The organism is Chryseolinea soli (genome assembly GCF_003589925.1).
GTDB lineage: Bacteria > Bacteroidota > Bacteroidia > Cytophagales > Cyclobacteriaceae > Chryseolinea > Chryseolinea soli.
In genome coordinates, this window is sequence record NZ_CP032382.1 from 5480573 (window position 1) to 5506462 (window position 25890).

At 50.9% G+C, this 25890-nt stretch carries 21 protein-coding genes; 16 read left to right on the forward strand and 5 right to left on the reverse strand.

Annotation, left to right across the window (positions count from 1 at the left end):
- Positions 1–105: 105 nt before the first annotated feature.
- The 7 genes from D4L85_RS23165 (at position 106) to D4L85_RS23195 (ending at position 6031) form a co-directional block, all read left to right on the forward strand.
- Positions 106–1071: a hypothetical protein gene (locus D4L85_RS23165; RefSeq protein WP_119756543.1), complete on the forward strand. Its 966-nt coding sequence runs from the start codon at positions 106–108 to the stop codon at positions 1069–1071.
- Positions 1072–1080: 9 nt separating this feature from the next.
- On the forward strand, positions 1081–1287 hold the full coding sequence (locus D4L85_RS23170; RefSeq protein WP_119756544.1) for a hypothetical protein: 207 nt from the start codon (positions 1081–1083) through the stop codon (positions 1285–1287).
- 43 nt (positions 1288–1330) lie between these two features.
- Positions 1331–2626, forward strand: a complete 1296-nt coding sequence (locus D4L85_RS23175; protein ID WP_119756545.1) for a bifunctional folylpolyglutamate synthase/dihydrofolate synthase — start codon at positions 1331–1333, stop codon at positions 2624–2626.
- Positions 2623–3276: a tRNA (guanosine(46)-N7)-methyltransferase TrmB gene (gene trmB / locus D4L85_RS23180; protein ID WP_119756546.1), complete on the forward strand. Its 654-nt coding sequence runs from the start codon at positions 2623–2625 to the stop codon at positions 3274–3276. The genes D4L85_RS23175 and trmB overlap by 4 nt, the downstream gene beginning before the upstream one ends.
- A 145-nt stretch (positions 3277–3421) precedes the next feature.
- The gene (locus D4L85_RS23185; RefSeq protein ID WP_119756547.1) at positions 3422–4276 is read left to right on the forward strand and encodes a UDP-2,3-diacylglucosamine diphosphatase; all 855 of its coding nucleotides are present in this window, start codon (positions 3422–3424) and stop codon (positions 4274–4276) included.
- Complete coding sequence (locus D4L85_RS23190; protein WP_119756548.1) at positions 4273–5265, forward strand: glycosyltransferase family protein; 993 nt, start codon at positions 4273–4275, stop codon at positions 5263–5265. Before D4L85_RS23185 ends, D4L85_RS23190 begins: the two co-directional genes overlap by 4 nt.
- 76 nt (positions 5266–5341) lie before the next feature.
- On the forward strand, positions 5342–6031 hold the full coding sequence (locus D4L85_RS23195) for a response regulator transcription factor (RefSeq protein WP_119756549.1): 690 nt from the start codon (positions 5342–5344) through the stop codon (positions 6029–6031).
- 142 nt (positions 6032–6173) lie between these two features.
- On the opposite strand, the gene D4L85_RS23200 is transcribed toward D4L85_RS23195, so the two are convergent.
- The gene (locus D4L85_RS23200) at positions 6174–9626 is read right to left on the reverse strand and encodes a ThuA domain-containing protein (RefSeq protein ID WP_228450591.1); all 3453 of its coding nucleotides are present in this window, start codon (positions 9624–9626) and stop codon (positions 6174–6176) included.
- A 625-nt stretch (positions 9627–10251) separates the two neighbouring features.
- Between D4L85_RS23200 and D4L85_RS23205 the strand changes: the two genes are divergently transcribed.
- From D4L85_RS23205 to D4L85_RS23220, 4 genes are all read left to right on the forward strand, one after another.
- Positions 10252–14982 carry a T9SS type A sorting domain-containing protein gene (locus D4L85_RS23205; RefSeq protein WP_119756551.1) on the forward strand — a complete coding sequence of 1577 codons (4731 nt, stop codon included), beginning with the start codon at positions 10252–10254 and terminating at the stop codon, positions 14980–14982.
- Between the two features lie 263 nt (positions 14983–15245).
- The gene (locus D4L85_RS23210) at positions 15246–15833 is read left to right on the forward strand and encodes a restriction endonuclease subunit S (protein WP_119756552.1); all 588 of its coding nucleotides are present in this window, start codon (positions 15246–15248) and stop codon (positions 15831–15833) included.
- Between the two features lie 9 nt (positions 15834–15842).
- On the forward strand, positions 15843–17591 hold the full coding sequence (locus D4L85_RS23215; RefSeq protein ID WP_119756553.1) for an N-6 DNA methylase: 1749 nt from the start codon (positions 15843–15845) through the stop codon (positions 17589–17591).
- A gap of 74 nt (positions 17592–17665) precedes the next feature.
- Positions 17666–17875: a hypothetical protein gene (locus tag D4L85_RS23220; RefSeq protein WP_160143939.1), complete on the forward strand. Its 210-nt coding sequence runs from the start codon at positions 17666–17668 to the stop codon at positions 17873–17875.
- Positions 17876–17908: 33 nt separating this feature from the next.
- Here the strand turns inward: D4L85_RS23220 and D4L85_RS23225 are convergent, their stop codons facing one another.
- The gene (locus D4L85_RS23225) at positions 17909–19864 is read right to left on the reverse strand and encodes an acetoacetate--CoA ligase (RefSeq protein WP_119756555.1); all 1956 of its coding nucleotides are present in this window, start codon (positions 19862–19864) and stop codon (positions 17909–17911) included.
- Position 19865: 1 nt separating this feature from the next.
- A complete protein-coding gene (locus D4L85_RS23230; protein WP_119756556.1) occupies positions 19866–20792 on the reverse strand; it encodes a bifunctional riboflavin kinase/FAD synthetase in 927 nt (308 codons plus the stop codon).
- 479 nt (positions 20793–21271) lie between these two features.
- Between D4L85_RS23230 and D4L85_RS23235 the strand changes: the two genes are divergently transcribed.
- From D4L85_RS23235 to D4L85_RS23255, 5 genes are all read left to right on the forward strand, one after another.
- A complete protein-coding gene (locus tag D4L85_RS23235; protein WP_119756557.1) occupies positions 21272–21916 on the forward strand; it encodes a dihydrofolate reductase family protein in 645 nt (214 codons plus the stop codon).
- A gap of 169 nt (positions 21917–22085) precedes the next feature.
- The gene (locus D4L85_RS23240; RefSeq protein WP_119756558.1) at positions 22086–22532 is read left to right on the forward strand and encodes an SRPBCC family protein; all 447 of its coding nucleotides are present in this window, start codon (positions 22086–22088) and stop codon (positions 22530–22532) included.
- Positions 22533–23104: 572 nt separating this feature from the next.
- Positions 23105–23644 carry a DUF2199 domain-containing protein gene (locus D4L85_RS23245; protein ID WP_160143940.1) on the forward strand — a complete coding sequence of 180 codons (540 nt, stop codon included), beginning with the start codon at positions 23105–23107 and terminating at the stop codon, positions 23642–23644.
- 162 nt (positions 23645–23806) lie between these two features.
- Positions 23807–24265: a DUF6934 family protein gene (locus D4L85_RS23250; protein WP_119756560.1), complete on the forward strand. Its 459-nt coding sequence runs from the start codon at positions 23807–23809 to the stop codon at positions 24263–24265.
- Positions 24262–24495 (forward strand): hypothetical protein, encoded by a 234-nt coding sequence (locus D4L85_RS23255; protein ID WP_119756561.1) that lies wholly within the window; start codon positions 24262–24264, stop codon positions 24493–24495. The genes D4L85_RS23250 and D4L85_RS23255 overlap by 4 nt, the downstream gene beginning before the upstream one ends.
- 43 nt (positions 24496–24538) lie before the next feature.
- Here the strand turns inward: D4L85_RS23255 and D4L85_RS23260 are convergent, their stop codons facing one another.
- Both D4L85_RS23260 and D4L85_RS23265 read right to left on the reverse strand, forming a co-directional pair.
- Positions 24539–24781 carry a hypothetical protein gene (locus tag D4L85_RS23260; RefSeq protein WP_119756562.1) on the reverse strand — a complete coding sequence of 81 codons (243 nt, stop codon included), beginning with the start codon at positions 24779–24781 and terminating at the stop codon, positions 24539–24541.
- Positions 24782–25084: 303 nt separating this feature from the next.
- On the reverse strand, positions 25085–25714 hold the full coding sequence (locus tag D4L85_RS23265; protein ID WP_119756563.1) for a DMP19 family protein: 630 nt from the start codon (positions 25712–25714) through the stop codon (positions 25085–25087).
- Positions 25715–25890 lie beyond the last annotated feature (176 nt).

The following is a 25890-nucleotide window of genomic DNA, read 5'->3' on the forward strand; positions in this document are numbered from 1 at the left end:
CCGCTGCCGGAAGGTCCTCCAAAACCTGCCGGCAATGATTTTTTAAACTGGTTTCTAAACGGATCTGCCTCTCCGGAGCGTTATAGAAACACGATCGGTCTCACTATGAAAGCACGAGAAGAAGAAAGCAAAAACCGGGTTATCGCCTTTTTCACCACGACGGGCATACAGGTGCTTTTGATCGTTTTGTCCTTTTTCATCATCGGATGGCGCGCTCCCGATCCCCCGTGGGAAGTGCTCGACCCGGGAGGCATCGAATTGAACTTTGGCACCGACAAGCAGGGCTACGGCGATGTGCAGCCGACCGAACCCATCGGCAACAACGGAGACCAGCCCGAAGAAGCGAAGCAGCCTCAACCTCAACCCGAGGAGACCAAAGCCGAAGAAAAACAACCCGAAGTACGCGAGACAGCAAAACCGGTAGAGACCAAAGCTGCCGACGAGAAGATCTTGGCTAGCAAAGACGAAGAAAGCCCGGTTGCTGTAAAGGAAAAGAAGGAAGAAGTCAAGGAGAAACCCAAGGAAAAAACGGAGGAGAAAAAGCCAGAGGTGAAACCGGAGACCAAGCCCGAAGTGAAGGTCGAACCGGTTAAACCCAAAGTCGATTCAAAGGCCGTATACACACCGCCCAGCAACAGCAGTGCTCAAACAGAAGGAGACAATGCGGGCAAGAAAGAAGGCAAACCTGGCAACAATGGTGATGACCCCGGCAAGACGGGCGATAAAGGAAATCCGCAGGGAACATTAGATTCAAAAGCATTGTATGGCTCCCCGGGAAGTGGAGGAGGAACCGGTGGAGGAACCGGGATTGGCCTGGAGCTATCCGGGTGGGCCTGGGATGAGAAGCCCAACCCCAAAACGCCAAGCAACGAAACCGGCCGTCTCGTGTTTGAGATCGAGGTGGACCAGGATGGCAACGTGATAAAGGTGACGCGCCTGCAGAGTACCGTGAGTGCGGAAGCTGAACGGATCTGTCGCAATGCCGTACAGGATCTCACCTTTAGCAAGACGGGCGCTAACGTGCCCGATAAGTCCGTGGGCAAGGTCACTTTCGTGTTCCGCTCCAGATAAGGTACGGGTATGCAGCCCCGCTACATCGAATTTATCCACGACGTGCTCATCACGCTGCACCAAAACATCCGCGAGCTCAAGGAACGCCGGGGCTTTGCCGATCCCGAAGAACTTACCCACATCGAAGCGAAATTACTGGCCTACCAGGAAGTGCTGGCCATTCTTCAAGCCAGCGCCGACGAATTTCATATTCCCCGGGAAGAATCCGGGCTTTGAAAATACTGGCGTTGCATAAAGGCAACGCTTACCTTTGTGCCCCATGTCCCAAACGTACGCGGAGACGCTTCAATATCTCTACAGCAACCTGCCCATGTTCCAGCGCATCGGGGCAGCGGCGTTAAAGAACGACCTTAGCAACACCCAGAAATTATGCGAGGCGCTGGGCAATCCCCAGAACAAATTCAAAAGCATTCACATCGCAGGAACCAATGGCAAAGGCAGCACGTCGCACATGCTGGCGTCGGTGTTTCAGTCGGCAGGCTATAAGACCGGGCTGTATACTTCGCCGCACCTGAAAGAGTTTACCGAGCGAATTCGTGTGAATGGAGCTGAGATTGAAAAGTCATTTGTGGTTGATTTCGCAGAGCGTGTAAAGCCGTTGATTGCAGAAATCGAGCCGTCGTTCTTTGAGATCACGGTGGTGATGGCGTTTGATTATTTTGTGTTTTGCGGCGTAGACATTGCCATCGTGGAGGTGGGATTGGGAGGACGACTGGATTCCACCAACGTGATACGGCCCGAGTTGTCGGTCATCACGAATATCGGGTGGGATCACAAGGATATTTTGGGCGATACGTTGGAGAAGATCGCTGGCGAAAAGGCCGGCATCATCAAACCCAACGTGCCGGTGGTGATCAGCGAACGGCAACCGGGTATCGACAAGGTGTTTCTGGATCGCACAAAAAAACAAAAAGCTACCCTCTTCTTTGCTTCGGAGGAATATCATGTCGAGCAACATGTGGTAGAGGGGCGAGTAACGCTTGAGGTTTTGCGCGATCGTGAAGTTCTATTGAATGAAATAACCCTGCCGTTGCAGGGGTTCTATCAACGCAAAAATATCGCGGGCGTTTTGAAGGCGGTAAACCTGATGCGGGGCATGGGATGGACGATCACCGGCCAGCAACTCCGTCAGGGCCTGGAACAGGTTGTCCAGCAAACCGGATTGAAGGGACGCTGGCAAATACTCTCCACCCAACCGCTGACGGTATGCGATACTGGACACAATGTGGATGGCATGCACGAAGTGGTGCGCCAGATTGAAGCGCAAGCCTACCAAAAGCTTTTTATGGTGATCGGCATGGTGAAAGACAAGGACATCCGCGATGTGCTGGCCCTTTTGCCAAAAGACGCGAACTATTACTTTTGCCAGGCTAAAATCCCCCGGGCATTGGATGCTGAGTCGCTGTCGGCCATGGCGCTCGCAGCAGGGCTCCATGGAAAAGTAGTGTCCGATGTAAACGAAGCCATCGGGGAGGCAAGGAAACAAGCCACAAAGGACGACATGATCTTCATTGGGGGGAGCACCTTTGTGGTGGCGGAAATAAACGATTTATGAAACGAAAGCAGGAAAGATTTAGGATCATCGAAGCGCGCGAAAACGTCATCGAGCGCACCAAGGATATTTATGAGACCATCAAAGGGAACTGGCGCACCACCTATTTCAAGAACGACAACCCCATCACGGTGGAACTGGCTTGTGGCCGTGGCGAATATACGGTGAGCCTGGCAAAACTTTTCCCCGAGAAGAATTTCATTGGTATCGACATAAAAGGCGAGCGCATTTGGAAAGGAAGCACGCTGGCCACCGAACAAAACCTGACCAACGTAGCCTTCTTGCGCACACCGATTTTATTGTTGGAGAATTTTTTCACACCCGGTGAGTTGGACGAAGTGTGGATCACGTTTCCCGACCCGCGGCCGCGCAAGCGCGACATCAAGCGAAGGCTCACCAGTCCTCGCTACATGGACATCTACAAAAAGCTGGTAAAACCCGGCAGCTACATCCGGCTGAAAACCGACAATACGCCACTCTACGAATACAGCCTGGAAGAAGCCCAAAATCGCACCGATATTTCCGATCTGCAGTTTACGGACGACATGTATAACTCCGCCTTGCGTCCCGAGTGTTTCGATATAAAAACACGTTATGAGGAACATTTTGCGGCCCTGGGCGAGAAAATAAAATACCTGCGGTTTCATTTCTGAAATCAGCCTATATTTAGGTAACAATTTGATAACGGATCGTCCGCCGGGATGTCACACAACCTGTGTACTTTTGTAGCGTAAGGTCAAGACATCATAGGTTTGAAGATTCCTTCGGATTCGTCTGAGGGAATCATTGTTTGCGAAAATGGGTAAGAAAAGAAAACGGGACGTTGAGCTCGTTATATTGTCCGATATCCATCTTGGCACATACGGGTGCCATGCAGAAGACCTGCTGCGTTATCTCAAGACCATCCGGCCCAAAAAACTCATTCTGAACGGCGACATCATCGATATGTGGCAATTTAGCAAACGCTATTGGCCCAAGTCGCACATGCAGGTGGTGAAGCACATCACCGGGCTTCTCGCCAAAAACACCAAGATCATTTACCTCACCGGCAACCACGACGAGATGCTGCGCAAGTTTGCCAATTTCCGGATCGGCTCTTTCCAGATCGACAATAAAGTGGTGCTGCGGCTGAACGGCAAACGCGCCTGGATCTTCCATGGCGACGTTTTTGACGTGACCATGCAATACTCAAAATGGCTGGCCAAACTGGGGGCCATTGGCTACGACACGCTCATTCTCATAAACACCTTAGTGAATTGGATCGCGGTGAAACTGGGCAGGGAAAAAATATCCCTTTCCAAACGCGTGAAAGATAGCGTGAAATCCGCCGTGAAGTTCATCAATGATTTTGAGGTAACGGCCGCCGACATTGCCATCGAGAACCAATACGACTACGTTATTTGTGGCCATATTCACCATCCCGAAATGAAAAAGATCACCACCGAGAAAGGTGAAGTTATTTACTTAAATTCGGGTGACTGGATTGAAAATCTAACGTCCCTGGAGTACGACGCAGGCCAATGGCGCATCTACCGCTACAGCGAAGATGCCCAGGCGCAAGCGGTAAAGCTCCCCAAGCGTCTCAACGAGAACCTGGACAACGAAAAGATTTTCAAAGGACTGGTCAACGAATTCTTAAACCTGAAAAAGTGAAGATCTTATACGCCATCCAAGGCACCGGCAACGGCCACCTCGCCCGCGCCGAAGACATCATCCCCGCCCTGAAGCAACATGGCGACCTCGACCTGTTTGTGAGCGGTTCCCAAGCGGATATCAAGCTGTCCTATCCCGTGAAATACAAATCGAAAGGACTGAGTTTTATTTTTGGCACCAATGGGGGGATAGACTTCGTGAAAACCTTCAAGCGAAACAGCTCGAAGGAAGTCTACAAAGAGATCAAGAAATTCCCGGTTGAGAAATACGACTTGGTGATCAATGACTTCGAGCCCGTGTCGGCCTGGGCCTGTCGCAAGCGAGACATTCCTTGCGTCGGGTTGAGCCATCAGTCTGCTTTGCTGTCGTCTAAGATTCCAACGCCGCGAAAGATCGACCCGGTAGGGGAGTGGGTGCTTCACAATTATGCGCCTGTGGAGAAGTATGTTTCATTTCATTTCGATCGCTACGACAACAACATGTTTACCCCGGTTATCCGTAGCGCGGTAAGGAAAAGCAAGGTCGAAACGAAAGATCACTACACCGTTTATTTGCCCGCTTACGACGATAAGAAACTCGTGCCGTTGCTCACACGCATTCCGCAGGTGCGCTGGCATATTTTCTCCAAACACGCAAAAAAGCCGTATCATGTGGGCAAGCTCTCCGTGTACCCTGTGAGCAAGGACGAGTTTGCGGCCAGCATGACCTCTGCTACGGGCGTTTTGTGCGGCGCTGGTTTTGAAACACCGGCGGAGGCACTTTACCTTGGAAAAAAATTGTTGGTGGTGCCGATGAAATCTCAATTGGAGCAACATTACAATGCCGCCTCGCTGAAGCAATTGGGCGTGCCCGTGCTGAAAAAAGTCAAGAAGAAAAGTCTCGAAAAGATCATCGAATGGCTCGATACCGACACCCGCGTGACGGTAAATTACAACGACAACACCGCCGAGGCTGTTGCGCTAGCCGTGTCGTTGGGCTCCCAAAAATAAGAAACATTAAACTTTTCATAACTGCCTTGTAAAGGTGGGGTAATAACTGTTTCCTACTTTGTCGTTCGTTAAAGATATGAGCGACAAGAAATCATTTCGGGTATTGTTGGTAGACGACGACAGGGACATTCTGGAGCTGCTGGAATACAATCTCGAAAAGGAAGGATTCAAGGTAAGGTCCATCGACGACAGCCTCCAGGCCATCGACGTCGCCAAAGAATTCCGCCCCGACCTCATCATTCTCGACATCATGATGCCACACCCCAACGGCATAGAGATTTGCAAAGCTCTGCGCGCCCTCAAGCGTTTTGAAGAAACCTATATTTTTTTCCTCACCGCAAAGTCGGAAAGTTATTACCAGGAGGCCGCGCTCGATACGGGCGGTGATGACTACATTGAAAAAGTGATCGGACTTCGCGCCCTTACTTACAAAGTGAACACGGTGTTGAAACGCAATTTTGTGATTCGCAAAAGCATCCGCGAGCTGAAGATCGGCGACCTGGTGATCAACCGGAAGCTGAGCTCTGTAAAAATGAAGGAGGCAGAGATCACGCTGAGCCGGCCCGAATTTGAATTGCTATTCTTCTTTGCGCAGAATCCCCGCAAAGCCATTTCTCACGAAAGTCTTCTCCGGAACATCTGGGGCTCTGAGATCTATTTGTTCGACACTTCCATCGACGTCTACATCGAAAACCTGCGCCAAAAACTTGGCCTCAACCTGATCCACCGGACCTCTGATAACCGTTACCGGTTGGATATTCGATAGTACCCGTGAGATAAATTAAGCCGAAGGTGCAGAGGCGCAAAGTCAACGCAGAGAAATTCTTCGTACATTTTTGCGTTGACTTTGCGCGTTAGCGCGCCTTTCTGTGCTCACCGAAGCTTAGCAAAGGAGATGTGGTTAAACTTTACTCCACAAATTCGATCGTATTGATCTTCGCGATATCCTCGTTGGGCTTCTCCGGCTTCACCACCACAAAGAATACGTTATGCATCCCAGACACAGGCTTCTCGAACGTTGCTGTGGTCGTTCCGGGTTTATCAAATCCGCCGGTCGATTTCACGCTCGCTTTTCCAATCACAGGTCCGGCCTGCGAATCCATGCGCACTTCGATGAATCCCTCTTTGTCGGAGGCATATTCGAAAGAAACCTGGCGGATGCCAGTGAGGTCGATGTTTTTGAGGAGCATAAAGGCTTTGTGATCACCGGCGGTAAGATTATTGCCAAACCGTGAGAATCCCACCTGCACATCCGTATAGATCGTTTTCATTTTTGCGTGGCGTAGCGTCACCACATCGGTTTGAGAAACGGGTCCGATGCCGTGTGCGCCTTTGTCGGTATACACCGCTGTCAACCGGTAGATGCCACGGGGCTCGTCTTCGCGATTGTCGGTCAAGGCCACGGTACCTTGAAGCGGCAGGTTGGACTTTTCTTTCTTCGTCCGCGAAAGCGACAAGATGTATTTCACCATCTCGTTGACATCTTTTTCATCCAGCTGCGGGTGGGCCGCCATCACGTGTTCTGTTCCCCACACCCCGCCACCACCAGCAATGATCTTCTTGGTGAGTGTGGCCACGGCGTCCGGTTTATCGATGTAGCGTTGCGACACAGCTTGATAGGAGGGACCAACCGAAACCTTGTCCAAGGTATGACACGCCTTGCAGTCGCTTCCCGCGATCAATGAATAGCCGATCGGCACATTCCCAGTTGCCGCGATGCCTTCTGATTTTCCATTCGCATCCACGTTGACCGGCTCGGGAATGTATTCGTAAGAAACGTGCACCGCTTTTGGGTCGATCTTGCCATCCTCGTGGTCGGTCACTTTCACAGCATAGCTGAAGGGCTTCTTGGGCCAGAAAAACGACCGGTTATTATGTGACGTGATGGCTACCAGCGGACGGTCATCACCCGCCTTCACGATGATCGTGTCGGTGTCGGTCAGGCCGGCTTTGTCCTTGACGCGCAAGATGGCGGTGTAGGTGCCCGGTGTCGTATAGGTATATTTCGGGTTGGCCTCGGTCGAGCCGACGGTCTTGCCATCGAACAGCCATTCATAGCGGATGGCATCGTCATCGTCAGGGTCGCTGGTGCCGGCGCTGCTAAAAAGAACCCGCAGCGGTGTCTCACCCACAGCCTCGCGTACAACGGGCAGGTTCCGAAGCTCGGAGGTAAGAAATACTTTTTTGCTCAATTCAGCTTGTGCTACCGAATCCGTGACGCGGGCACTGGCCTGGGGTGGTCTGTTGCCGGTATTGTATTCGATCTTCACAAGCCGTGCGTCGTCGTTGTCGGCACCGTATACCGAACCATATTCCAGCATGTACATCACCCCATCGCTGCCAAAAGCCAGGTCGATGGGTCTCCTGAAGTCGCCGTTCGCCGACATGAAGGGTTCACTGCGCACATAATTTTCGTTCTTATCGAAACGCAGGGCCAGCACCCAGTTGCGCATCCAATCGAAAACAAATAGTGCGCCGTCATAGTAGTCGGGGAATTTGTTTTTCGAAGGAGAATCTTTGTCGTAGGTATAAAACGATCCGGCCATGGCGCTGCGGCCACCCTGACCCAGCTCGGGAAACTCTTTGGAGGCCGCATAAGGATACCAGATCATGGCCGGTTGAGCGGGCGGCAGCTCCTGGAGGCCGGTATTGTTGGGGGAATTGTTTATGGGTTTTGCCGGATCGAAGCGCGGGCCTGCAGTTTGCTTGGCAAAATCCCAATCGGCGTAAGCATAATTGTTTCCCACAAAGTAGGGCCAGCCGAAATTACCAGCCTTCTTGGCCTGATTAAATTCGTCGTAACCACGGGGACCCTGTACACTGTCTTTGCCCGCATCGGGTCCGATCTCTCCCCAATACAAAACAGAGGTCTTCGGATTGACAGCAATGCGATAAGGATTGCGGCAACCCATCACATAGATCTCGGGCAGGGTCTTTTCTTTTCCTTTGGGAAACAGATTGCCTTCGGGGATGGTGTACGTGCCATCGGCCTCGGGATGAATGCGAAGTACCTTGCCTTTTAAGTCGTTGGTGTTGGAGGGGCCGCGTTGGGCGTCCTGTGAATAGTATTGCTTGTCCGGTCGTTCATCCAGCGGAGGGTAGCCATTGGCGGGGAAAGGGGTTGAGCTGTCGCCGGTGGACAAGTAGAGATTTCCATCCTTGTCCCAGGCCAGTGAACCGCCATGGTGAGAGCCGCTGTTTTCCTGTACGGGCACTTTTAACAGGACCTTTTCAGATGCCAGGTCGAGTGTATTATCCTCTTTCAAAACGAAGCGCGAAAGATTAAAAATGATCGGCTCTTTGTCGGTGGGAGGAGAGTAGTACAGGTAGATGTAAGGTTGTTTTGGGAAACCCGGATCCAAGGTCACGCCAATGAGGCCGGTGCCGCCCTTGATACACACGTCGAAGCGATGTACGATTTTATATTCGCCGGTTTTGGAATTATACAGGCTCAGGTTGGCGCTGCGCAATTCCGTAAAGAAGATGCGGCCGTCGTTGGCCACGGCGAGTTCCATCGGGGTGTTGAGGTCGTTGACCAGTGTGGTTTTGACAAACCGGTTTTCTTCGGGAGTGACCACCGAATATGACTTGCTGTAGTCCAGGACACCATTGCCCATGGCATATTTAATACCGCCCAGAAGATGCTCCACGTACAGGGGTTCGGTATAGCTGGAATCCACGTGGCCGCTGGCGGTATAGAACGCCCGGCCGCCGTCGAACTCGTGATACCAGGCGATGGGGTGGTTGGCGCCGTTGGTTCCACCTTCATAGGTGTTTTCGTCCAGGTAGGCCAGCACTTTTATGCCCGGATAGAAGGAGCGGTAGTTATACCATTCGTCCTTGCGTTCCCAATGGTCGGGGAGGCCTTTGGTGGAAATATGGGTTTTGTCGGTCACATTGATGGTCGCCATGCGGATGTTGGAGTTGTGTGGATGGCTGGAGAAAAAGGCACCCATCAATTTTCCATACCAGGGCCATTCATACTCCGTATCAGCTGCAGAGTGAATGCCAACGTAGCCGCCACCCGCCTGAATGTAGCGTTCGAATGCAGCTTGCTGTTCGGCATTCAGCACGTTGCGCGTGGTGTTGTTGAACACGACGGCGTGATAGTTTTTCAGACTGTCGTCGATGAAGTATGCGGCGTTTTTAGTGGTGTCGACGGCAAATCCATTTTCTTTCCCCAACTTTTGGATCGCGGCGTCCGCAAAAGGGATGGACGAGTGTTTCCATCCTTTCGTTTTGGAAAACACCAGCACGCGCGGAGGCGTGGGTTTCCCGGTGTTGCAGGAATGGAGGACTAGCGAGGAGGCGACGAGAATAAGAAACGGACCGAGCCGTTTCAGAAATTTTGGTAAGAACATGGTGGTTTGGTTATCGTGCTGATAAAGTAGTGAAAAAACACACATTGCCCAGGAGATACTTTGCCGCTGGAGGGACTGGCTTTTAAAAGGAAATTAGGCCAGAGAGAAATGTGCGGCGAGTATTTTTTTCAGGACATCAAGCTTAAGCCCTTCACTATTTTTTGAATTCAGGTAGCCAAAAAGCCATCAAAGGATTTTTTAACCTGAGTAAAATGCACCTGTTCGGCAGCTTTCCTTCAAAGAGAATAAACATGCCCACGTTCCAAGCAGTAGCAACCTTGGCCTTACCCCGCCGCTGGTAGCTGAAATTACCCGTTGCTGGAAGAGTGGCAGGGTCACAGGATAATGGACCTGAATTTCTTCGACAAATCCGGACCGAATGTTACATGAGCCATGTAATGTTTCAATCGCGTACCTGGGAGAAACTGCAAAATGGCTAGTTTTGGGGTGTTACTTAACACAGGTGTGGGTTATTAATCAGGTGAGGCTTGTTAATGGACGGGGCGATGTGCAGTGAATAGAATAACTTCATAATCGGGAAAAAGCATACCCTCGACATTCTCCTGCCATCGTTATAATTCTTATCTTTATCTTCGTAAACAATAACGTCTATAGAAAGTTTTTTATGGTTACTTTATCAAAACAAGGGACGGCTACGCTTCGCGCCATTTTTTTAGCTGCTTTTTGCCTCATCGGCTCCCTGACTTTCGCACAAACCACTTATTACGCTCGCCAGAACGGTAACTGGGCTACCCCGTCAACATGGTCCACCGTGTCTTGTTCCGGTGCAGCTGCAACCACCGTACCGGGATCGACCTCCAATGTGGTGATCTGCGCGGGGCGCACGGTGACTGCGTCTTCTAATACGAGCACGACCGTGGCCAACGTGACCATCCAGGCTACGGGTATTCTAACCCGGACGGGCAACGGTCATATTTACATGAATTCATTAGTGCTGGATGGCCTCGTGGACGGCAACGGTCAGGGCGATCTCCGGATGGGAAATACGGCAGGATCTACGCTTAGCGGAACCGGGGTTTACAGTGTCGACAATGGCAGCAGCGATATCCGCCTCCAAAGTAACGTAACCATTCTCGCAGGTACCGACCTCACCTTCGACGATGATGGCACCTTTCGTATCAATGGAAAAACCGCAACCAACAACGGCAAAATTTCCATCATCACACCTTCGAACTTTTCCGGCAACGGAATCTTCCTGAATAATACAACAACATCCTATTTGCTGTACAGTCGGGGCGCTAATTTTGGCGGAACCACGCTCAATGCTGCCAACACAGGCAACACAGTTGAATTCAAACCCACTTCAGGCTCCAGAACAATGGGTGGCGCAGGAAGTTTTTATCATTTGATCATCAGCGGGGCAACTTCCAACTGCAGCGCCGCCACAACCATTCGGGGCAACCTCACCATTAACGCCGGTGCTACCTTGAACTCCAACGGAAGGGACATTAGTATTGCCGGCAATTGGACCAATAACGGCTCGTTTACCGAGGGTACTAGAAAAGTAACTTTCAACGGCAGCGCGAACAACCAAACCGTTACAGCCGAAACATTCTACGACCTCACCATCAATAACACATTCGCTAGCGGTAAGGTTACGGCCACCGGGAATATCAGTATCACCAACGGCCGCACGTTGACGATGACCTCCGGTATTTTCGACATGCAAACCAATACGCTCACGCAAACTGCTGGCTCGGCCAAACTGACTGCGAGCGGGGGGGATCTTCGCATGGCAAAGACGGGAGTGACGCTGCCTGAACTTACCGGAACCTACACGATCACCGGGGGAACGATCACCTTCAGTGGATCGGGTGCCCAGACGGCAAGAGCCCTTAACACAGGCTCCAGTACGTATTATCACATTGCCTTCAGCGGTGGTGGTACCACTACACTTGCCGGGGACATTACGGTTAAGGGTAACTGGACGAATACAGGAAACACGGTGACAGGCAACGTGATCACGACCTTTGGTGGCACAGGGACGCAGACCATAACCAACACTGCGGGTCAGATCTTTTACACCCTTAAGACAAACACCACTGGGCCTTTGACCCTGGCGGCTTCAACGAATGCTACGGTTTCCAATACCCTCAACATGACGTCAGGTAATATCAATCTGAATGGTCAAACCCTTCAATTGGGTAATGGAAGTGGTGCGGCGCTTTCCCGCACTGCGGGAATTTGCTATGGTGGCTTCTTCAAGAGATATTTCCCTGCCGCTACGGCCATCAGCCCGACGGCAGGATCGTTGTATGGTTTGTTCCCGGTTGGAAGCTCAGTGAGCTATCGACCGGTTCAGGTGACCTCAACAGCCAACGCTACAACCGGCGGATATGTGATTGTTGAACACAACGATGCTTTAACCACTGTAGATGTTAGCTATAATGACAATGAGGGTACGGCGATCCAGCGGGTTACCGACATGAACGATTTGATCTCTACTTCGGGACTTGTAGGAGGAACATACACGCTAAGTGTGACCATGGGTTCACTCTCGAGTCAGGGCGTAGTTTCTGATTTGAAACTGGAGACACAGGATGGCCCCCCGTATGGCGTCGGTACACACGTTACCTCAACAGGCACGCCAGCTTCACCTGTGGTAGCCCGGTCTGGATTGGCCGCAGGTGATTTCAACCATACGTTCGTTCTGGGTACAAAAAACGCCAGTGCGACGCCCATGGTAGCGTCTTATTACTCCAGAATAACCGGCACGTGGACAGGCACCTCGACATGGTCACTGACTAACGGTGGCCCGAGTTGCACTTGTGTTCCTTCATCGTCGTCAATTGTGTACATCACCTCCGGAACAGTGGTGACGATTACAACCGGTGCTCAGACAGTCGATTTTGTGTTTATCAAATCCGGAGGGACACTGAACTCCTCATCCGGCTCCTTGACTGCTAACTACGACATGTCCACGGAAGGTAGCGGCAAATTTGGAGCGGGAGGAACTACTGCCTGGACAATCAAAAGAGATCTTACATTTTCCGGAACGGGTACATCTACATCAACTGTGGCCATAAACGTTACCGGTGACCTTGAAATTGATGCCGGTACTACTTTTAATACAACCAGTGCCTTATCCGTTGCTGGCGATGAGATTACCATCGATGGAACACTGGGTATTGGCTCGAGTACGCTGACCCTGTCAGGGGCCAACGCCACCATTTCCGGTTCTGCGGGAAGTATCACGGGGACATCTTCGGCTAATATAAATTTCACTACCTCTAAGAGCATTCTGTCGGGAAGCAGTTTGACAATTCAACCCAACATCAACTTGTCTTCTGGAGTTGTATTAACCAATTCGGGTACCGTTACCCATTCCGGAAACCTAACAGGCGCCGCCGCTTCATCCACATGGGTTAACGACGCCGGCTCCGTTTATAACGTCACCGGTGCCGTGCTCGCAACCGGCGTGCTCAACACCGATGCGATTCCCAACTTGGTAAACTACAATGGAAGTGGTGCCCAAACCGTCAAAGCGCCCAACACCACGTACTATGATCTTCAAATATCCAACGCAGGCACAAAGTCCCTCACCGGAAATTTGACAGTTGACAACTCACTGACGATCCAAGATGCTGCCATTCTGGATGCGAGCACGTTCACACTCGGTGGCGGCGGGGATTTAAACATGACGGGAACGTCTCAACTTCTCATCGGCAGAACCAATACCGGAACCTATCCTGAAATGACCGGCGGCTATAACCTCGACGGCGGCACGATCACGTTCAACCAAGCCGGCACCGGAACCTATAGCGCGCTGGCGGTAGATTACTACAACCTTTCGTTTGCCGGAAGCAGCTCAGCTACCTTTGATTTTCCTTCAGGAGGTAACGTCGTGAACAACTTGAGTGTGACCCTTGGTGGAACCGCCAAGATGAGCGTGGTGGTCGATCTTGTTGTAGGCAACACGTTTACATTCAACAGTCCCAGCTCAAACACGTCAACCCTGGGAGCGAACGTGACCGTGGGATCATTTGCCATGTTGGCCGGAAAACTTTCAACAACTGGAACTTTTGTGTTCGAAATAAACGACGGCGACTGGACTTATAACACCGGTGCGACGTTCACCGAAGCCACTACAACCAGCGTGCTCTTCTCCAGTGTTAATGATCAAAACATTGGCGGAACTCAGGCTACTTCGTTAACGAACCTGGAACTTAACAACTCCGGCCCTACAGGCGTTACACTGGCAAAAGGTCTTAACCTGAGCGGTATATTAACGTTTACAGGAGGTAACCTGATCAGCTCCAGCGCAAACATGCTCGTCATGGCTGCCGGCTCGTCCGTTACCACGCCCTCCAACGACAGCTATGTTGACGGGCCGATGCAAAAAGTTGGTAATACAGACTTTACGTTCCCGGTGGGTAAGGATGGCGAATATCGTCCCATTGCCATCACGGGGATAACGACGGCCAGCCCGACATTCCAGGCAGAGTATTTCCACAGCAACCCCGACGCCAGCTACAGCCTCGCCAGCAAAGATGCTACCCTGATCCGTATGCAAACCAGCGAATACTGGATCCTGGCCCCCACGATAGTGGGCCCTCAAGCCTTTGTTTGGCTCAGTTGGGATGACTTTTCCGGATGGGTTAATGACTTGACCAGTATTCGTGTGGCCCGCTGGAATGGCACCACCTGGAAGGATCACGGCAACGGCGGAACCACGGGCAACGTATCGCCCGCCACCGGCACGGTGAGAAGCTCAGCGATTGTGACATCGTTCAGTCCCTTTACCTTGGGCTCCGGAAACGGCAACAATCCCTTGCCCGTAGAGCTGCTCGCGTTCACAGCCAAGCTGGATGGAACCCAGGTGTTGTTGGATTGGAACACGGCTTCCGAGCTCGACAACGACTACTTCACCATCGACAAAACCAAGGACACGAAAAAATTTGCCGAGGTCGCTCGCATCCAAGGTGCGGGCACTACCAACCTGCCTTCGGTTTATTCTACGATCGACAAAACACCTTATACAGGCGTGTCGTACTATCGTCTGCGTCAGACCGACTTTGAAGGACGCGTAACCGATATGGGTATGGTGGCGGTCAATAATACCGGCGGCACAGAAACACAGACGTTGATCGTTTTCCCCAACCCGGCGCAAAACGTACCGCTCAATGTTAATCTCCGCGGTTATGGCTCGGGCGAACAGATTGCCCTGGATATGAGAGACGCCAAAGGACAAACGATGTTGTCCAAGGCGTTGGCGACGGAGAATACAGGCGAGTTGATCTATGCTGTGGATACCACAGTCCTGTCACCTGGCGTGTATATACTGACGGTTCGCGGAAGCCTGGGACCCATCAGCGTTAAAGTCGTAATACAATAGCATTGCTTCTCCATTTTGAAAAGGCAGGACATTAGTCCTGCCTTTTTTGTTGTGCGATACTTTAAAAGTGGGCGAAAAAATAGTCGGAAATGAAAAAAGATCGGGCTGCGGGTTTTTGAATAGTATTTTGATAGCCAGGCGCTTGATGCCATGGTGTTTGAATCTGCAAATGAAGCCTGAATTACATCTTATCGATTATGCAGGAAAAAAAATTTGCATAACCCTTTCGAATTAAATTTCCTTTGTACCATAGCTTCACCGTTATGGTCACGAAAAAGAACATCAAAACCGTGGTCTTCAATATTTTCTCGGGATACTCTTTTCGGAAAAGGGTGACGGCCGAGCCGGGTGGCGACCTGCGGGTCATCCAAATGAAAGATCTTTCCAATCGCTACACGGCCATCAAGACCGACACGCTCACCCCTGTGCTTTCCCGAAAGATCAGTCCCAATTCCTTTCTTCAACCGGGCGATATTCTTTTCATTGCGAAAGGTGCGCATAACTATGCCATTGTGTTTGAACTGAACCTCCCGAAAGCAATCGCTTCGTCTGCATTTTTTGTATTGCGACCCGATCCTGAAAAAATTGTGCCGGCGTACCTGGCTTGGTATCTTAACCAATCTACCGTCCAGCGATTTTTTTTGAACAATGCTTCGGGGGCTTATATGCCTAACGTCGCAAAGACAACCCTGGAGCGGGTCACGGTGATCATCCCTTCGGAAGATATTCAGCGCAAAATTGTGAGCATCGATAAATTGGTGAAAAAAGAAGAACTTCTTTTGAAGCGAATCATGCAGAAGAAGCATCGCGTCGTTACCCAGGCACTGATGAAAATTGTTGAAACAAAATAAGGAAAGACAATGGAAGAAATGGCTCAGGAACGTATCAACAGGTTGGTGACCCTCGCGGGGAAATCATTTTTCGGCCACGCCCATTCGCGCGAGCAACTTCACCAGGTTATGGCCGTGTTGCTGCTAAAGCACGCCAGTGATCGTTGGAATAAGACGCACAAGATGCTTCGCGAAAAACTTGGCGACGATGATGCAGCGATCGATCAACGAATGAAACGTCTCCGGTTTCCGCTGTTGTGGGAGAATAGGATCGAGCACTTGTTTGATCACCGAAATCATCCCGGATTTGTGGCAAGGATCGACAACGCATTTTCTGACATGGTGAGCGGGAGCCGTGGCGTGTTGGATGAGGTTTTCAAGGAGATCAATTTTAATGCGCCGGCATTGGGACAGCGAAACCGGAAGTTGAAAACGCTGATCGCCGATATTGCCAACCCAATGCTCGATCTGAGCGATGATTTTCGCCTTGGGGAGGCCGTTTCGTGTCTTCTGGAAAGTTTTTTTAACGGGTTGCCTACAGTTGGCGAGCACTACACGCAGCGCAAGGTTTCGATGTTGCTGGCCAGGTTGTTGGACCCGCAGGAAGGCATGCAGATCTGTGATCCGTTTATGGGCACAGGATCGACGTTGATCGAAACAGCCAAACACGTGCGCGGCCCCAATGGAATGCGTTCAAGGAATGTTTCACTCTACGGCCAGGACAATAACCGGGAGGCCTGGACCACAGCGAAGCTCAATTTTCTTCTTCACCATTGGGATGATGTGCACCTGGGAGTGGGGGATATTTTTAATAACCCCCTTCACCTTGAGCATGGTGGGTTGATGCGTTTTGACATCGTTGTCGGGGCGCCACCCATGGAGGCGGAAGGGCCGACGGCTGAAGAGGCGAGACGCGATCCCTATCAGCGGTTTTTGAGGGGCTGTCCGCCAAAGGGCAGGGGAGATTTTGCATACATTCTGCATGCTGTCGAGACGCTTGGGCCGGGGGGAAGAGCGGGGCTTGTTGTTCCGCAAGGCGTGCTGTTCAGAGGCCAGCGGGAAGGGGTGATCCGGCGATCGCTAATCGAAGAGAACCTCATCGATGCCGTGATTGCTTTGCCGCAGCATCAGGTCTATGGCATGGGAGTTCCCGCCGCTATTATAATTTTCAATAAAGCGCGTAAAACAAAAAGCGTCGTGTTCATCGATGCGAGCAAGAAACAAACCATCGGCAGGAAAGCTATGAGATGGAGTGACGAAGACATTGACCGGATCGTTTCCATCTACCGCAAGCGGGAGAGCGTTGCAAAATATGCCTATGTGTCGTCGCAGGCTCAGATCCGGAATAATCAATTCAACCTAAGCGTTTCCCGTTACGTCGGTAGCGATAGAGGTGATGAGTTGTCGACAGCTATTATTTTGAATGAAGACGACATCCTGAAATTGGAGTCCGAATTGGGGCAAGTCAGGAACGACATTCGGATAGAGCTGCGCAACCTGCTGGGCAGCGATGGAGACGACATTCTATCGATCGTGAATGAACCCCTACCGCCATACGTACGCGAAATAGGTCTGGTAATGATATGGAAGAACGGGCAACTTGGAATTTTGATGGTGGATGTGGCCTCATTCTTCGACCGGAGAAACGATGAACAGACACGAGTGCCTCAGAAAATCTCCTACCTCAGGAAAAGCAACAAGAACAGGCAGCCCTTTAAAAAGGCTGCACGCTCAAAAAAGCCGAAGGAGGTTCTACAGGAAGAAGCAACAATGATTTAGATTAAGCCTATATGCCGACCACGAATGAGCATGACCACACCACTGTGATATTACCAAAATCTTCGCGATTGACGATGGAGATTGTAGAGCAATTGGATCAACTATTGAACTCGTCGACCGCCGAGGAATACCGGAACACCCTTTTAGAGGTGTATCACCTCTACATCTTGCACGAGCACGGTCATCTTCCGGTTCATTTTGACAGCATGGCGAACCATATGTACGCGCTGACCGAGTTTTTCAGAATAACGGAAGCTGAAATGCGTAAAAAGCCCGACCATTAGCCCACGCGTAGGGGCTGCGGCCACCAAAGCGAATCACTTCACAAACCTGGTAAAAAACGCGATGGCTTCCGGATTCTTCAGCGCACCGGCATTCACCACCTCCTTCACGGCCTTTCCCATCAAGACCTTCTTCACCGGGGTCTCTGTTTTCTTGCCGCTGAGTGTATAAGGAATGTCCGGCACAGCGATGATCTCATCCGGCACATGCCGGGGGCTGTAGTCGTTGCGCAAGGTAGTGTTGATCTTTGTCTTAATGGCATCGTTCAACGACGCGCCGTCTTGCATCACCACGAACAAGGGCATCCAAAATTGTCCGCCCTCTTTTTCCAGGCAAATGATCAGACTGTCCTTTACTTCTTTCACTTTGTCGACTGCCCGGTAGATCTCGCTCGTTCCAATGCGCACGCCGCCGCGGTTGAGGGTGGCGTCCGACCGGCCATAGATCACCACACCCTGGCGCGGTGTGATCCGCGCCCAGTCACCATGCCGCCACACGCCGGGGAAGGTCTCGAAATAGCTTTCCGTATAGCGCTTGAAGGCGGAGTCGTTCCAAAAATAGATCGGCATCGAAGGCATGGCTTGGGTGATCACCATTTCGCCAACTTCGTCCTTGATCGCTTCCCCGTTCTCGTCAAAAGTTTCCAACGCACAACCCAGGGCCCTGCACTGAATCTCCCCGGCATAGACCGGCCATATCGGGTTGCCCCCTACAAAAGCGCTGCACACATCCGTGCCCCCGCTCATAGACACCAACCAGATCTCCGGTTTCACTTCTTTATATACCCACGTAAATCCTTCCGGTGGCAACGTGCTTCCGGTAGAACTGATCGAGCGCAGCTGCGAGAGATCAAAGTCACGCGCGGGAGCAATGCCGGCTTTCATGTTGGCCAATAGATAGCCCGCGCTTGTGCCGAAGTGATGAATGCCCACCTCCTCCGAAAACTGCCACAAGGCGTTCAAATCAGGGAATGCGGGGCTGCCGTCATAAAGCACCATCACGCCCCCGGCCAGCAGGCTGCCGTGAATGTAATTCCACATCATCCAGCCCGTGGTGGTATACCAGAAGCAGCGGTCGCCCGCGCGGAAGTCGTTGTGAAACGTACCGTACTTCAATTGTTCCAGGAGGATGCCGCCTTGCGAGTGTACGATGGCTTTTGGCAAACCAGTGGTCCCCGAAGAATAGAGCACCCACAACGGATGGCCAAAAGGCACCCGTTGAAAGATAAGGGGCAACGCCTTGTTGCGCGTCACCTCTTCCCAATGCACGATCGTTACTTTGGGATGGATGAACGCGGTGTTATTTTCCGCCAGCACGATCACGGTCTCCACCGTGGGCAATGCCTGCAGCAATTCTTGTATGGTTGTGGTCTTGTCAAACACCTTACCACCGTAGCGATAGTGGTCCACGGCAATCAGCACCTTGGGTTCGATCTGTGCAAAGCGGTCGATCACCGCCGGTGTGCCAAAGTCGGGCGAGCAACTGGACCAGGTAGCTCCCAATCCACTCGCGGCCAGAAAAGCGGCCGAAGCTTCAGGGATGCAAGGCATATAGGCCGCCACACGATCGCCTGCCTTCACCCCACGGCTCGCCAGGTAATGCTGCAAGGCCGCCACCTGTCCCTTCAACTCTTCCCACGACACTTCCCGCACATCGCCCGTTTCGCCTTTAAACACAATGGCCGGCTGCTTCGTCGTGGCCTTGCGAAAGATATGTTCCGCATAGTTCAACCGCGTGCCTTCAAACCACTGCGTGTGGGGCATAGGCTGGCCGTTGGTAACGGTCTTGTAGGAGCCGTCGTGGAGGATGTCGAAGTATTGCCACACGTGGTCCCAGAATTGATCGGGCTCTGTTGTGGACCATTCCCACAGTTGGCTGTAGTTGTTCACCTGCATGTGCTTCTTGCTTCCCAGCCAGCGCATGAAGGCCGTCAGGTTGGCTTGGTCGATAGCCGTTTGAGAGGGTGTCCAGAGTGGGGTCGGGGTCTTCATGCTAGCCTAATATCTTCATTGCCGCGATCTTATCTAAGTGGAGCTGTTCCTTCAAGGCTTCCAGGTCGTTGAACTTGATGTCGCCGCGGATCAGCTTGTGAAAGTGGACGGTGAGCGATTCGCCGTAAATGTCCTGGGCAAAGTCGAAGATATTCACTTCGATGTTGCGTTTCACACCGTTCACGGTCGGTCGGTTGCCGATGTAGAGCATGCCCTTGTAGCGTTTGTTGGCATGGTCCACCGTCACGGCGTAGATGCCATCGGCGGGGATCAGTTTGTAGGCGGTGTCCACTTCAATGTTGGCCGTGGGGTAGCCCAGCAAGCGACCCAGTTTGTCGCCCATCACCACGCGACCGGTCAGGCTGTAGAAGTTGCCCAGGAAGTGGGTAGCCGTGTCGATGTCGCCATCCTCCAGCGCTTGCCGGATCTTGGTCGAGCTCACCCCCACATGATCGATGTCCTGCCGCGGGATCTCTTCCACGGCAAAGCCATACTTCGGACCGTCGGCCAGCAGTTGCTCGAAGCTGCCTTCGCGGTTCTTTCCAAAGTGATGGTCGTGGCCGATCACCAGCTTCCGGGTGCCGATCGTGTTCACAATAATTTGGGTAATAAACTCCTCCGACGACAACTGCGAAAACTCTTTCGTGAACGGTATCCGAACCAGGTGATGGATCCCCTGGGCCTTCAACAGGGCTGCCTTTTCCTCGAAGGTGTTCAACAATTTCAGCGACGTATGTTCCGGGTGCAACACCAACCGTGGGTGGGGCCAGAAGGTGATCACCACCGTTTCGCCCCCGTTTTTCCCTGCTGTTTCGCGCAGCCGCGACAAGATCTTCTGATGGCCCACGTGCACGCCGTCGAACGTCCCGCTGGTCACCACCGCATAGTTCAGCCGCACAAAATCATCGATACCGTGATAGATCTTCATGAGTTTCCTCTTTTGGAAAGGTAAAGGTATACATTTTTAAAAAGCCCAAAACGCAGCCACCGCCAGGCCGTGTGCCCTCCGTTGGAAGATATTAAGAATCAAATGTATAGCATGGGGGCCTGCCCCCGAGGCGGGGGCACCGGGCTCTCCGTTCCAAGTCCTCGCCCCGCGCACCGCCCGGCCCGTCGCTGTGGGCTTTCCACTGCGATCCCTGGCCCGGGTGTTCCCCTTGGTGGATGGTGACAGGTGGCGGTCGAGTGTGTTGCCTTGGAGTTATGCTGTGTTTGGGGAGTGTGTTGTCCGGCTGTGAGAAAGCGAAGTCCCCGAGGCGGGAGACTTCGCTTTGGCGGAGGGTCGGCATATTAATGCCATCCTTTTGACGCATACCACCTCTACGATGTCGCAATTATAGCCATCATGTCACGCGCCGTCTGCAGACATTTGTGATAACAAAAACAATCACTTTAAATAATATCAATATGAGCAAAGTTAAAGTAACAGCATTTTCAGTTTCACTGGATGGTTATGGAGCTGGACTTGATCAAAGCAAGGAGAACCCTTTAGGTAGGAGAGGCGAAGAACTTCATGAGTGGATCTTCCCAACCCGGATGTTTCAGAAAATGTATGGAGAAGAAGAAGGAACGAAAGGAGTGGATAATGACTTTGCGGAAAGATCATTTGACAACCTCGGTGCGTGGATCATGGGACGCAACATGTTCGGGCCCATTCGCGGACCCTGGCAGGATGATGAATGGAAAGGTTGGTGGGGCAAAAATCCTCCCTATCATGTTCCGGTATATGTTTTAACAAATCATGCCAGACCATCCATCCACATGGAGGGAGGAACGGTATTTCACTTTGTTACCGGCGGTATCGAATCCGCGCTTGAAGCAGCCATGAAATCCGCCAACGGAAAAGATATACGCATCGGTGGAGGAACATCAACCATTCATCAATTCTTGCAAGCCGGTTATATCGATGAAATGCATCTTGCTTTTGCGCCTGTATTTCTCGGCGCCGGAGAACACTTCTTTGCGGGAATTGACTTGCCGCGGCTGGGATTCACGGAAACAAAAGCCGTGTATGGCGAGCGGGCAACCCATGTGATTTTAAAGAAAGCATGATGTCGCGATCACCCTTCAATCTGTCGTTTTCTACCTCAGTGGATAACATTTTTTTTGTCACCTTTGTTTTGTTGAAGTTAACACAACATGCAGTGGAGCAGCACCACTTAAAAAACGGGCGCATCCGAAAAGCCTGACGAGTAGGAAAAAAAGAATAAATAAGTCTCTCATGTCCAACAGTGTCTCCCTACATAGAATACTAAAAGCAGAACCAGAAAAAGTATTCCGCGCCTTTACACAAGCTTCGGCCATCGCGTCGTGGTTGCCTCCCTACGGCTTTCTTTGCACAGTCCACCAAATGAGTGCCGAGAAAGGCGGTTCATTCCGGATGTCATTCGAAAACTTTTCAACCGGCCACAGTCACTCCTTCGGAGGCACATACCTGGAAGTAAAGCCCGGTGAATTTTTGAAGTATACCGATAAGTTTGACGATCCGAACCTCCCGGGAGAAATGATCACTTCGGTGTCGCTCCGGAAAACTATTGCCGGCACGGAAATAAAAATTGTTCAAGAAGGAATTCCCGCCGTAATACCGGCAGAGATGTGCTATTTGGGCTGGCAGGAATCGCTGGAAAAGCTGGCCAAGCTGGTAGAGCCGGTGATCCCCGATGCTTAAGACAAATTGCCGTCGGTTCGCCTAATGTAGTACGCAAATCAGGGTCAGCAACCTGGTCAAATGCAATTTGAATAATCCTGGCCTTTAGACCTGGTCTATGCACGCAAGTTTACAATGAATAGTGTATAACCCCAGGCTTTAGCCTGGGGTTAGCGCAACTTATAGTAACTGCACCACGCTCACATTTCCTCGTAGCACGAGCGGTCATGGCGCACCCTCACTACCTCTGGCTTCGAAGTGCCATTAGGATACTTCGCTCAAAGGATACGTCACTCTAGATGAAGGGGCTCGCCACGTCGGATCCAGAGGCCGCGTGTACGGGCGGTGCCATGAAACGTCAAGATCGATCCGGCTTTCCTATGGCACCTTTTTTCACCATAAGGATCAACCCCAGGCTAAAGCCTGGGGTTAATTATGAATACCTTAGCGTGAAGGGTATACTATCCAATAAAGTGATGTGCTTAGACTAGGCCTAAAGCCGGGATTACCCGTCCCGTTGATACCTTGCCAGACGCGCTTTGACGGCGAGCGGCCAACTAATATCTTCACGCCACGGATCAAATCTACACACCTTGACACTGGTCAAAAAGAAAAGATGGGGGAGAACAGTCTATCAATGTTCTTGCTGTGGCCGAACGTACGATGACGTACCCCTTACATTTGGAAGCGACCGTCCAGACTACTATCATTCCATTCCGCCCGATGAAAGAACGCAAAGAATCAGTCTGGCCGAAAGTCTTTGCGTTGTGGACGCACAGCACTTCTTTCACCGTGGAAGACTCACGATTCCCATCATAGCTCACCACCAGAATTTGATCTTCGACGTCTGGACATCTATCAGCGAAGACAATTTCCGGACGCGAAATCAACTTTGGAACAGCCCAGAACGCATGAATGAAGGGCCGTATTTTGGATGGCTGCAAACAACCGTACCCACCTATGGCAACACAATTAATATAAAGACTGTTGCCACAGAGAATGAAGTAGGTCTCATTCCCTCTATACATGTAATCGAAGAAGAACACCCTCTCGCCATCGCCCAGCAAAACGGGATCACTTTCGAGAAAGCCCTCCAAATTGCCGGCAGCATTCTGGCTGGTGAGCATCCCTGAGCGGAAGGAGCTTTATGAGACCCTTCATTCCTTTAGCGGAATAATATTTTTGCCACTGCAAATTCTTTGCAGTGGCGGACGATAAATTTAGGTCTGTCAACTGAGACAGTTCGTTGTGTTTTAATGTGCCCGAATGAGCTTGGGCATTTTTACCCGTTAGCTATGGATTTAAAATCTTATGAATCACATCTGACCAGCAATCACTTGTGCTACACCTTCACCAGCAAGGGGCCACGCGGGGAAATTCAGAAGGTGGTTAAATTCAAGTTGATTCACACACAGCCGATTGTTGTATATAATTTGGCATTCGGCGATGCTAATGACAGTGAACTTGGGTTTGACGAGGACGTGATTTCGGATAATGGTGACCGGGTTAAAGTATTACAGACAGTGGCTAACATCGCTATTCTATTTTGCCGCCGGTATCCGCAAGTGTATGTTATGGCCAAGGGGAGGTCGGCGGCCCGGAACAGATTGTACCAAATGATGATCTCGAATCGACTAGCCGAAATCGAGGACCGCTGCGAAATTTTTGGTATCTTAGGATCAGCCGCCCTTGCATTTCGGAAGAATGTAAACTATGAAGGTTTCTTAGTCAAAGAAAAAAGGAACAAGCGATGAAATCAAAGACTACATCATCCAAAAAGTCGGTATCACAAACAACAGCCAAGAAAAGAAGTAGAAAAATCTATCTCAACGATGTAGCCTGGTACTACGAGGACGACCCGTTTGATAAACAAAAGACGGTAGAGGCTGTAGAGCTTTTGAGAAAACTTGATTTTTCCACTCTTCTGGAGAGCGATAGGAAAGCCGAGGAGCAATCCGAACAAGGCACAGCCCCTACAGAGTAGGTGGATATCGCTCAAACGGCGTCCGCCGTGAAAATTCGGGTGCCTATAGCCTTCCCCGCTTAAACGTTTTAATCCAACTCATCAAAAGAACCAAAGTCGGAATAAGAAAAATGACGGCCAGCAAACCATAGAGGCCCCCGTAATCACTATAGTTAGTTGACGTCGCTTCGTCAAAATGCCCATTCTCCTCATAGGTCCAAGTCAGTCTGCGGACGGCAATTTTTGTAAGCAACAACGTGATGGTACCAAAAAATACTGCCCCTATAATTTTAAGCCATTGCTTCATTTTAATTGTCTCGGTTATGTTTTGGGTCGACTGGTAGGAGATAATAATCTCCCTCGTTCAGGGATAGGTAAGGAGAATAATCAAGCATCAGTTTGAAGCCAACGATTGTTAGATTCTTAATATGGATCATACTCATCAGATTTACGACACCCCAATAGAACGTCAATTATTCTGCGCGTTGCGCTCACAGCCCAGCAGACCTAATAGTATTGTCAACATTATTATGATAGGTTTGCAGTATCTCATTCTTAAAGACGGCCAAACGTTGTGCGTGTGATATGTCCTTGGTGGCGGTGTTTATTCCTAGTCCGTCACAAATTCCTTTATATTGCTCCTTATATATTTAACCCTTAATTTGCTTAAGGTCCCATCTTCGTCTAACGCATAAAATTTATCATCCAGGTCGTTTAAAGGATTGTTATCATACGATTCGCTGAAACTCTCGGTTGTTCCGTCCTTATACTTCTCCAAGTCCTCCTTTATTCCTGCATAAACTGTGTTTGCCTGCTTCACCAGGTCGGCATACTGATTGGCTTCAATGATGTTGAAGGCGTCCTCCATCATGTCGGCAAACTGTCCGCTGGGATTATAGTAGAACTGATTGAATCCGCCGTTATCTACTTCTCCCTCCACGATCATGGTCACGTAGATCGCGCGTTGTCCGGGGGTTAACGATTTAACGATTCCCAGTTCGTCGCCATCGTCAGCTATTCTTGCGGCGATATTGTAAAGGATCACTTGTTCTAATTCGTCGTCCTTAACTTTTGAGAGTATCTCCGGTGTCAAAGTCTTATGGACGAGTCCATTTTGAACGTCATCAACCGAATTGAGGGGCTCTTCATTTGTTGGGTCGGCTGTTTTCTTTGCCTGTCCGGTGCACCCGAATAGGTTTAGCAAAACTCCCATCGCGAGTATAATTGCTAGTCGTCTCATTGTTCCAATAATTACCGCCAACAATTTCAATATAGAACCATTATTCCTGTATCCCTATTGGCTTCCGCCAAGTTAGAGGCATCGTCTAAATTATCCAAAAGGGTTAATCATTTTATCCGGACAAACAGGTAAACTCAAAGGTAGACGAAGTTTCGCAATGGTTTCCGAGTCTGATG

Bases quoted from the DNA above. Each gene is read 5' to 3' on its own strand.
- D4L85_RS23185 (WP_119756547.1), top strand. From the start codon at position 3,422: ATGGGTAAGAAAAGAAAACGGGACGTTGAGCTCGTTATATTGTCCGAT.
- D4L85_RS23255 (WP_119756561.1), top strand. From the start codon at position 24,262: ATGAAATCAAAGACTACATCATCCAAAAAGTCGGTATCACAAACAACA.
- D4L85_RS23240 (WP_119756558.1), top strand. From the start codon at position 22,086: ATGTCCAACAGTGTCTCCCTACATAGAATACTAAAAGCAGAACCAGAA.
- D4L85_RS23210 (WP_119756552.1), top strand. From the start codon at position 15,246: ATGGTCACGAAAAAGAACATCAAAACCGTGGTCTTCAATATTTTCTCG.
- D4L85_RS23230 (WP_119756556.1), bottom strand. From the start codon at position 20,792: ATGAAGATCTATCACGGTATCGATGATTTTGTGCGGCTGAACTATGCG.
- D4L85_RS23195 (WP_119756549.1), top strand. From the start codon at position 5,342: ATGAGCGACAAGAAATCATTTCGGGTATTGTTGGTAGACGACGACAGG.
- D4L85_RS23200 (WP_228450591.1), bottom strand. From the start codon at position 9,626: ATGTTCTTACCAAAATTTCTGAAACGGCTCGGTCCGTTTCTTATTCTC.
- D4L85_RS23215 (WP_119756553.1), top strand. From the start codon at position 15,843: ATGGAAGAAATGGCTCAGGAACGTATCAACAGGTTGGTGACCCTCGCG.
- D4L85_RS23250 (WP_119756560.1), top strand. From the start codon at position 23,807: ATGGATTTAAAATCTTATGAATCACATCTGACCAGCAATCACTTGTGC.
- D4L85_RS23260 (WP_119756562.1), bottom strand. From the start codon at position 24,781: ATGAAGCAATGGCTTAAAATTATAGGGGCAGTATTTTTTGGTACCATC.
- D4L85_RS23175 (WP_119756545.1), top strand. From the start codon at position 1,331: ATGTCCCAAACGTACGCGGAGACGCTTCAATATCTCTACAGCAACCTG.
- D4L85_RS23225 (WP_119756555.1), bottom strand. From the start codon at position 19,864: ATGAAGACCCCGACCCCACTCTGGACACCCTCTCAAACGGCTATCGAC.
- D4L85_RS23235 (WP_119756557.1), top strand. From the start codon at position 21,272: ATGAGCAAAGTTAAAGTAACAGCATTTTCAGTTTCACTGGATGGTTAT.
- D4L85_RS23265 (WP_119756563.1), bottom strand. From the start codon at position 25,714: ATGAGACGACTAGCAATTATACTCGCGATGGGAGTTTTGCTAAACCTA.
- D4L85_RS23205 (WP_119756551.1), top strand. From the start codon at position 10,252: ATGGTTACTTTATCAAAACAAGGGACGGCTACGCTTCGCGCCATTTTT.
- D4L85_RS23220 (WP_160143939.1), top strand. From the start codon at position 17,666: ATGGAGATTGTAGAGCAATTGGATCAACTATTGAACTCGTCGACCGCC.
- D4L85_RS23165 (WP_119756543.1), top strand. From the start codon at position 106: ATGAAAGCACGAGAAGAAGAAAGCAAAAACCGGGTTATCGCCTTTTTC.
- D4L85_RS23170 (WP_119756544.1), top strand. From the start codon at position 1,081: ATGCAGCCCCGCTACATCGAATTTATCCACGACGTGCTCATCACGCTG.
- trmB (WP_119756546.1), top strand. From the start codon at position 2,623: ATGAAACGAAAGCAGGAAAGATTTAGGATCATCGAAGCGCGCGAAAAC.